Here is an 8,772-nt window from a genome sequence, read left to right on the forward strand (position 1 = left end):
GAGGGGGTGCGTGTCGAGAGCACGGTGGTTCCCGAGCGCGCCCGGGCGGGGTGGGCCGGGCGTCAGACCGCCGCAGTCGCCGCCGTCGGCAGCTCGCGCACCGCCAGGACCTCCATCCGGGCCGGCGAGCCCAGCACCGACGCCCCGCAGCTCTCCGGCCGCGGCGGGCCCGGCGTGCCGTGGGCCACGCCGACCCGCCAGCGCCGTCCGTCGGAGTGGGCCAGGGTCACCTCCCAGCGCGGGGCGGCACCGTCCGTCCGTACGACGCGCAGCGCCTGCGCCGTGTCCTCGCCGAGGACCGAGCGCACGGCCAGCTCGGCCGCCTGGCCGGGGCGCTCCCACGCGGAGTTCCCGCGGCAGCGCTCGACGACCACCCGCCCCTCCTGCGCACGGGTGAGGATCTCCTTCATGGCGGGGGCGTCGACCCGGCCGTAGACGTACCCGTGGGGGAGGACCAGCACCGTCGGTGAGAAGCGGTGGCCGCCCAGGTGGGTGACCTCCCAGACGCCGCCGGTCCCGGAGGCGGCGAGTTCGGTCGCCAGCGGCCGTCCCAGCAGGGCGCAGCACCGGTCGCGCTTGCCGTTGGTGCAGACGAGGGCGAGCGGATCACCCGGGTGGGGGCCGCCGCCGAGGGCCGCGTCGAAGGTACGGTGCTCGCCCCGGCCGAGCGCCGCGAAGTCCAGGCCGAGCAGCCGGCGGGGGTCGGTGAGGCCGGCGCCGCGCACCCACACGTTTCCCGGCACGGTGTGGGCCGCGTACACCTGGCGCTCGGTGGGCGTGCCGCGGTCCGCGTGGCGCCCCGGCCGGCGGATGAGCGCGACGCGTACGCCCGTCCCCTTCGCCGCCGACTCCAGGGCACGCCCGAGCGCGGGTTCCAGGTGGCTCGCGGTGAGCGCCTTGGCGCCCCACGGGCCGGGCTGTTCCAGGAGCAACCAGGTCCTCGCCACCGGCGCGGTGCCCGAAACGGGCTCGTCGAGGTCCCAGGAGACGGTTGAGCACGTACTCACACAGGTGAGCCTAACCTGACGTGCCGGGTGGTGAGTTCCCGCGCGCGAGCGCTACTCCGGCAGGGGGTGCGGCGGCCTCGGCCCCGAGTAGAGCCCACTGGGCCGCATCCGCAGGGGGCGCTCCCCGTACTCCTCCAGCGCGTGCGCGATCCAGCCCGCGGTGCGGGCCACGGCGAAGACCGTCTCGGGTGCGGTGGACGGCATGCCCGAGGAAACGGTGAGCACGGCGAGCGCCAGGTCGACGTTGGCGTGCAGCGGGGTGTGGCGGGCGGCCGTGGCCTGGATGTCCCGGGCCGCCGCGAGCGCGGGCGCCGCCCGGGGGATGTCCTCCAGGAGGGCGAACAGGGCACCCGCGCGTGGGTCCTCGCCCGGATAGAGCCGGTGGCCGAGGCCCGGGATGCGGCGGCCCGACCGCAGCTCCTCCGCGACGACCGGCGCCGCGCTGCCCACGTCGAGCACCTCCAGCAGCATCCGGTGCGCGAGCCCGCCGGCGGCGCCGTGCAGCGGTCCCTCGATCACGCCGAGGCCGGCGGACACGGCCGCGTACGCGTGCGCCCGGGCCGACGCGGCGACGCGCACGGCGAGCGTGGAGGCCGCGAGGTCGTGGTCGACGAGGAGGGAGAGCGCGGTGTCGAGGGCGTGGAGCGTGGGCTCGTCGGCGGGGCGTCCGCTGAGCCGGGTCCACAGGCGGTGAGCGATCGGGTCCTGGTCGTGGCCGTCGTCCCGTACGGGCGGCAGCGCGGCGACCAGGGTGGGGATGAGGACGCGCGCGGTGCCCAGGACCGCGTCCGCGGACAGGTCGAAGCGGAGGGGGTCGGCGACCGCGGCGGCGATCGCCGCGACGCGCAGCCGGTCGGCCGGGCCCGCGTGTTCGGGCAGCGCGTTCACGGCCCGGCGGGCCGCGGCCACGGAGGACTCGGGGGCCGTGAAGGCGACGCCGGGCCGCAGCTGCCCGGTCCACAGCCACTCGGCCACCTCTTCGTACCTGTGGCGGGCGGCAAGTTCCACCGCGTCGACGCCCCGGTAGTAGTACCGGTCGCTCTCGATGAGGGTGAGGCCGGTGCGGACGGCCAGTTCCTGTCCGGAGGCCGCGGCGGCGGCGCTGTCACGCCGGTTGCTCCGGGCGAGGGCCCGCACCTCCCCGGCGTCGAAGGTGCTGCCCCTGCCGCCGGGGGTGCGCCGGCTGCCGAGCCGGCCGCGGCTGACGTAGGCGTACACGGTCTCGGGTTTCACCCCGAGCAGCTCGGCCGCCTCCCTGGTGGTCAGGCGCCGCTCGTCGTCGGCCTGCTGTCCGGGCTCCTGGTGGTGCATGGGGTCAGCGTATCGATCCTGTGGTGGAGCCATCCAGGGATGTGTGTGGACTGGATCAACCAGTGAGTCGATCGGTCAATCAGTCAATCGTGGCCCGCCCGCCGGCAACAGTGGCCTGCCCGTCGTCAAGGGAGGCCCGCCCGCTCAAGAGCGGCTTAAGACCCACCGCGCACGCTCGGCCCGTCCGCCGGCAGCGGTGAGGGGACTGCCCGGAGCGCCCGGACGTCGGCGATGTGCGATTCAGTGAGGGGAGACATCATGGCCACGGTTGCGAGTACCGCCGTGGGTGAGCGGACCGGACCGCTGGACCGGCTGCGCGCCCTGCACTCCGAAGGGGGCCTCGCCAGGGCCTATCCCGAGATCCCGGGCCTGCTGGCCGAACTCGCCGCGACGGGAGAACCCGCCGGGCCGCCCGCGCCGGACCTGGTACGGGCCGGGCAGTTGCTCTCGCGGCTCGACCCCCAGGACGTACTGCGCGAACACCCCGGCACCGACACGCTCACCGTCGCGGTCACCGGTCACTCCACCCTGAACGGCCTGACCGCCCCGCTGACCGCCGAACTCGCCCGGCACGGCACGCTGCTGAAGCTGCACCAGGGCGAATACGACGCATGGCTGCGCGATCTGCGGGACACCGGCAGCGACCTGTACGCCGCCGGCGCCGATGTCGCGCTGTGCGTCCTGGACGCCGACGTGATCTTCGACGAACTGCCGCACCCCTGGCGGGTGGAGGACGTGGAGCGGACCGCCTCCGCGAAGCTGGCCCTGATCGGATCGCTCGCCGAACGCTTCGTCGCGCACGGCTCCGGCACCCTGGTGCTCAACACCCTGCCGCTGCTGCGCACCCATGTGCGCCGGCTCGTCGACGCCCGCTCGCGGGCCCGGCTCGGCGTGCTGTGGCGGGAGTTCAACGCCGGACTGCTGCGGCTGGCCGCCGGCCACGACCGGGTCCACGTCGTGGACCTCGACCCGCTCGCCGCCTCCTGCGGCCCGGTCAACGAGCCGCGGCTGGCCGCCTACGCCAAGGTGCAGCTCGGCGAGGAACTGCTGGCCTGCTACGCCCGCGAGGTCGGTCACCTGGTCCGGGCCCTGCGCGGACGTACCAAGAAGGTGCTGGTGGTCGACCTGGACAACACCCTGTGGGACGGCATCCTCGGCGACGACGGACCGGAGGGCATCGCCGCCGCCACCACCTACCGGGGCGAGGCCTTCGGCCGGTTCCAGAAGGCGGTCGGCCAGCTCGGCTCCCAGGGCGTGCTGCTGGCGGTGTGCAGCAAGAACGACCACGAGCCCGTGCTGGGAGTGCTGCGCGACCACCCCGACATGGTGCTGCGCGACACGGACTTCGTGCGCGTCGCGGCCAACTGGCAGCCCAAGGACGGCAATCTGCGGGAGATCGCCCGGCGGCTCAACCTGGGCGTGGACAGTTTCGTCTTCGCCGACGACTCGCCGTTCGAGTGCGGCCTGGTGGCCCGCAGCCTGCCGGACGTGGCCGTGGTGCGCCTCGACGAGGAGCCCGCCCTGCACGTCGAACGGCTGCTCGCCGACGGCTGGTTCGACGTCGTGGAGCTGACCGCCGAGGACCGCTTGCGCGTCGAGCAGTACCGCACCGAGGCGGCCCGCGAGGACCTGCTGCAGAGCGCGGGCTCCATGGAGGAGTACCTCGCGGAACTGGGCGTCGAGGTCACCCTGTCGCCGGTCGCCGAGCACGAGACGGCCCGCGCGTCCCAGATCACCCTGCGGACCAACCAGTTCAACCTGACCACCGAGCGGCTCCAGCAGGCCGCGGTACGGGCCCGGCGGGACGAGCCCGGCCGGCCGGTGCTGGCGATCCGCTCCCGCGACCGGTTCGGCGACAACGGACTGGTCGGACTCGTCCTCGTCGACGCCACCGCCGAGGCGGACGGCGGCTGGCACATCGACAACATGGTGCTGAGCTGCCGGGTCTTCGCCCGCGGCATCGAACAGGCCTGTCTGGCCGCCGTACTGCGCGAGGCCCGCGACCGCGGCGCGACGGCCGTGCACGCCCGCTACCGGCCCACCGCCAAGAACCACAAGGTGCGCGGCCTGTACCCGTCCGTGGGTTTCGCGCAGACGGGCGAGGACGCGGACGGCACGGTGTCGTTCCGGCACGACCTGGCGGACGAGCACCTGCCCGAGCCGCCCGCGCACGTACGCCTGACGGCCGACCTCGGCCCGCGGCCGGCGCTCTGAGGCGGCGGCCGGAATGCGGGGACACGAGGAGTCCACGGGCGGAGAGCGCGAGCGCACGGGCGGCGGGGGAGGGGCCGTGGGCCGGGTGGCGCGGCGGTTCGCACGGTCGGCCGGGCGGCTTCTGGTGGACGGGTTCGGTGCGCTCGCCGGCATCTTCGGAGTGATGCCGCCGCATGCCGTCGGCACCGCACAGCAGTGGTGGCACGACAGGCTCGGCACCGACGCCCCGCCGCCGGGCGGCCCCGTGCTCCCGCTCGACGAGCCGCCCCCCGCCCATCCGGAGCGGCTCGTCGGCGGCGTGCCGCTCACCGGGCGGGAGGAGGCGCTGTGGGCCCAACTGGGGCGACTCCGGGGCCACAAGGACAGCTTTAGGGGCGGACCCGACGATCGGCACGGCGCATGACGCCCGGCCCGCGGCCGACGCCGGCCGTCGGCCCGCACGCGGCGCGCGGCGGGCACCGAGGTCATCCGGACCGACCGGTCTCGACGCGAACCGACCGGTTTCAACGCGATACGAGTCGCTTCTAGCGAGGGGAAAGACGGTGGCGGAATTCGGTTCATTCGCGGAGCTCGTGCTGACGCGGTCGGACGAACGGGGAGACGCGGACGCGTTCGTGTTCCTCGGAGAGGGAGGACGCGGGACGGAGCCCGAGCGGCTGCCGTACCTGGGCCTGGACCGCGCCGCCAAGGACGTGGCCTCCTGGCTCCAGGACCGGGGCATGGCGGGACGCCAGGTCCTGCTGCTCTACCCGTCCGGCCTGGACTTCATCAAGGCCTTCGTGGCCTGCCTGTACGCGGGCGCCGTCGCGGTGCCCGCCCCGCTCCCCTCCGAGCAGGGCCAGCACTTCCGCCGGGTCTCCGGGATCGTCCGCGACGCCCGCGTCGGCGCGGTGCTCACGCTCGCCGAGCACGCCCCGGAGGTGGAGGCGTGGCTCGCCGCCGAGGGCTTCTCCGACGTGCTCTGCCTGGCCACCGACGCGGGCCCGGTGGGAGACGCGCGAGCCTGGCACGACCCCCGGCTCGGCCCGGAGCACCTGGCGTTCCTGCAGTACACCTCCGGCTCCACCAGCGCGCCCAAGGGCGTCATGGTCTCGCACGGCAACCTGCTCGCCAACGAGGCGGCCATCGCCCGCGCCACCGGCAGCACGTCCGACACCGTGATCGGCGGCTGGCTGCCCTTCTACCACGACATGGGGCTGATCGGGCACGTGCTCCAGCCGCTGTGGCTGGGCACCGTCAGCGTGCTCATGTCCCCGGTCTCCTTCCTGCGCAAGCCCGCCCGCTGGCTGGAGATGATCAGCGAGTACGGCGTGAACGGCACCGGCGGCCCCAACTTCGGCTACGACCTGTGCGTCCGCCGCGTCACCGACGCTCAGTTGGAGGGGCTGGACCTGTCGGCGTGGCGCATCGCCTGCAACGGCGCCGAACCCGTGCGCGCCGAGACGCTGAAGGCCTTCACCGAACGCTTCGGCCCCCACGGCTTCCGGGCGCAGACCATGTTCCCCTGCTACGGCATGGCCGAGACCACCCTGCTGGTGACCGGCCCCGCCGGAGGGCGCGGGGCGCTGCTGCGCGACGTGGACGCGGCCGGTCTTGAACGCGGCGTCGTGGAGGGCCCCTACCTGGGCGCCGCCCGTCGGTCCCTGGTCAGCAGCGGGGTGGCGCGGGCCGAGGACTTCGAGGTGCGCGTCGTCGACCCGGAGACCCTGCGGGAGCGTCCCCGGGGCCGGGTCGGGGAGATCTGGGTGCGTGGCGCCAGCGTGGCCGCAGGCTACTGGGAGCGGCCCGAGACGAACGCGGAGGTCTTCGGCGCCCGCATGAAGGACCAGGAGGAGCTGGGCTGCTGGCTGCGTACCGGAGACCTGGGCGTCCTGGACGGCGACGAGCTCTTCGTGACGGGCCGGCTCAAGGAGATGGTCCTGATCAACGGCCGCAACATCTACCCGTACGACGTGGAGAGCGCCGTGCGCGCCCTGGACCCCGCGATCGGCACCGGGGCGGTCTTCGCCGTCGAGGCCGGCGGCCAGGAGCACCTGGTGGTCGTCCACGAGGTCCGGGCGAACGCCGCGAACGCGGACCTGAGGACGATCACCACCGCCGTCCAGCGCCACGTCGGCCTGGAGTTCGCCGTCCCGGCCGGCAACGTGCTGCTGGTCCGCCCCGGCACGATCCGCAGGACCACCAGCGGCAAGATCCAGCGGACCCTGATGCGCAAGCTGTTCCTCGAAGGCTCCGTCGCCGCGCTGCACTCCGTGCTGGCTCCGGAGGTGCGGGCGCTCCTCGACGCGGCCGGCGAGCCGGCCCTGGTCGCGGTGGGCTGACATGGACCATCCCCCCTACCGCGTCGCGCAGGAGCTGGAACAGCTCCTCGGCGACCCCGACGGCCCCGGCACCGTGTTCTCCCACGCCCGCAGCCTGGAACTGGACGAGAAGGAGGAGTTCCCGGCCGACATCTGCCGGACGCTGGAGGACTGGCGGATCCAGGACTTCTACGTCCCCGCCGAGCACGGCGGCCGGCTCACCGACTACGAGACCGTCATGCAGGTCATGCGGGTCGTGGCCCGCCGCGACCTGACTGTCGCCATCGGGCACGGCAAGACCTACCTCGGCGCGGTGTGCGTCTGGGTGTCCGGAAGCGCCGGCCAGGCCCGCGCCCTCGCCGACGACATCCGGGCCGGGCTGCCGGTCTCGCTGGCCCTCACCGAGCGCGCCCACGGCAGCGACCTGCTCGCCGGAGACGTCCTCGGCGAGCCCGACGGTCACGGCGGCTGGCACCTGACCGGCGAGAAGTGGCTGATCAACAACGCCACCCGGGGCAGTCTGCTCTCCGTGCTCACCCGCACCGACCCGGACGGCGGACCCCGTGGCTTCACGGTGCTGCTGGTCGACAAGCGGCGGTTGCGCGAGGGCGACGACTACCACTGCCTGGACAAGATCCCCACGCACGGCATCCGGGGCGCCGACATCAGCGGCATCGCCTTCGCGGCGGCCCCGGTGCCGGCCGGGGCCGCGGTGGGCCCGGTCGGCGGCGGTGTCGAGACCGTGCTCAAGGCCCTCCAGCTCACCCGCACCATGTGCGCCTCCCTGTCCCTGGGCGCGGCCGACCACGCGCTGCGGATCGCCCTGGACTTCGTGGAGCGCCGCGAGCTGTACGGGCGGCGCCTGGTGGAGCTGCCGCAGGCGCGGCACGTCCTCGCCTCGGCCGCGGCGGACGTACTGGCCGGGGAGGCACTCGCCACCGTCGCCGCCCGGTCCGTGCACACCCTCACCGGCGAACTGAGCGTGGCCGCCGCCGTCACCAAGTACCTGGTGCCCACCGGGACCGAGACCGTCATCGCCGAACTGACCCGGCTGCTCGGCGCCCGCGCCTTCCTCAAGGACGTGCACGCCCGGGGGATGTTCCAGAAGGTCGACCGGGACCACCGCATCGTCGGCCTCTTCGACGGCAACACCCTGGTCAACCTCAACTCCCTGGTCAACCAGTTCCGTTCGCTGGTACGCGGCTGGCGGCGCGGCGGCGGTGACACGGCCGGCGCGGTCCGCGCCTTCGACCTGTCCGTGCCGCTGCCCCCGCTGGACGCGGCGCGGCTGTCGCTGGTCGCCCGGCACGGCAGCGGCATCATGGCGAGCCTGCCGGACTCGGTGGCCGCGCTGCGCACCGAGGCCGAGGGACGGCCGGAGCTGAAGAACGCGCTGGCCTCGGCGGAGCGTCTGCTGGCCGTGACCGACCGGGTGCACGAGGAGATGGACGCGTACCGGTCGGTGGTCTCCGACGTACCGCCCGCCGCGTTCGACGCGGCCCGGCACTACAGCCTCTGCCTGGCCGGGGCCGCCTGCCTCGGTCTGTGGACGCACAACCACCGGGCGGCCGGCGAGGGCGGCACCGGGGCGCTGTGGGCCGACGGACTGTGGCTGTGGCCCGTCCTGGACCGGCTGCTGGCCCGCCTGGGCGAGCCGGACGCCGGCAAGCCCGACGCCTACCCGCCGCTCCTGGAGCACCTGAGACGCACCCGGACGTCGGGCGACCTCTTCTCCCTCCTGCCCCTCCGCCTGGCCACGGCGGCGGTCGCGGACCCCCCGTCCACCGCCCCCTACGCCGCCCGGTCGGCCGACGGGACCACCGCTTCGGCACCGGCCGCCGCCGCGGGCGGGGCAGTGCGGCCGAGGGCCGCCTCCGCGGGTGCCTCCGCCGCCGGAAACGGACGCGGGGGCTCCGCCGCCCACGGGGCGGCGGAGCCCC

6 protein-coding genes are annotated in these 8,772 nt (G+C 74.6%); 4 read left to right on the forward strand and 2 right to left on the reverse strand.

Annotation, left to right across the window (positions count from 1 at the left end):
• Positions 1–62 precede the first annotated feature (62 nt).
• Entirely contained in the window at positions 63–1,007 is a 945-nt protein-coding gene (locus tag HZS56_RS36335) for a ferredoxin family protein (protein ID WP_216725077.1), read from the reverse strand.
• 51 nt (positions 1,008–1,058) lie between these two features.
• The gene (locus HZS56_RS36340; protein ID WP_216725078.1) at positions 1,059–2,318 is read right to left on the reverse strand and encodes a citrate/2-methylcitrate synthase; all 1,260 of its coding nucleotides are present in this window, start codon (positions 2,316–2,318) and stop codon (positions 1,059–1,061) included.
• Positions 2,319–2,576: 258 nt separating this feature from the next.
• Between HZS56_RS36340 and HZS56_RS36345 the strand changes: the two genes are divergently transcribed.
• The 4 genes from HZS56_RS36345 to HZS56_RS36360 form a co-directional block, all read left to right on the forward strand.
• A complete protein-coding gene (locus HZS56_RS36345; RefSeq protein WP_216725079.1) occupies positions 2,577–4,532 on the forward strand; it encodes an HAD-IIIC family phosphatase in 1,956 nt (651 codons plus the stop codon).
• Between the two features lie 13 nt (positions 4,533–4,545).
• A complete protein-coding gene (locus tag HZS56_RS36350) occupies positions 4,546–4,935 on the forward strand; it encodes a DUF6059 family protein (protein ID WP_216725080.1) in 390 nt (129 codons plus the stop codon).
• Positions 4,936–5,074: 139 nt separating this feature from the next.
• Positions 5,075–6,853 carry a fatty acyl-AMP ligase gene (locus tag HZS56_RS36355; RefSeq protein ID WP_216725081.1) on the forward strand — a complete coding sequence of 593 codons (1,779 nt, stop codon included), beginning with the start codon at positions 5,075–5,077 and terminating at the stop codon, positions 6,851–6,853.
• 1 nt (position 6,854) lies between these two features.
• On the forward strand, positions 6,855–8,772 hold a 1,918-nt coding region (locus HZS56_RS36360), incomplete at its 3' end, for an acyl-CoA dehydrogenase family protein (RefSeq protein ID WP_253915475.1).

This window comes from Streptomyces mayonensis (assembly GCF_018982965.1).
In the GTDB taxonomy this organism is placed as follows: Bacteria; Actinomycetota; Actinomycetes; order Streptomycetales; family Streptomycetaceae; genus Streptomyces; species Streptomyces mayonensis.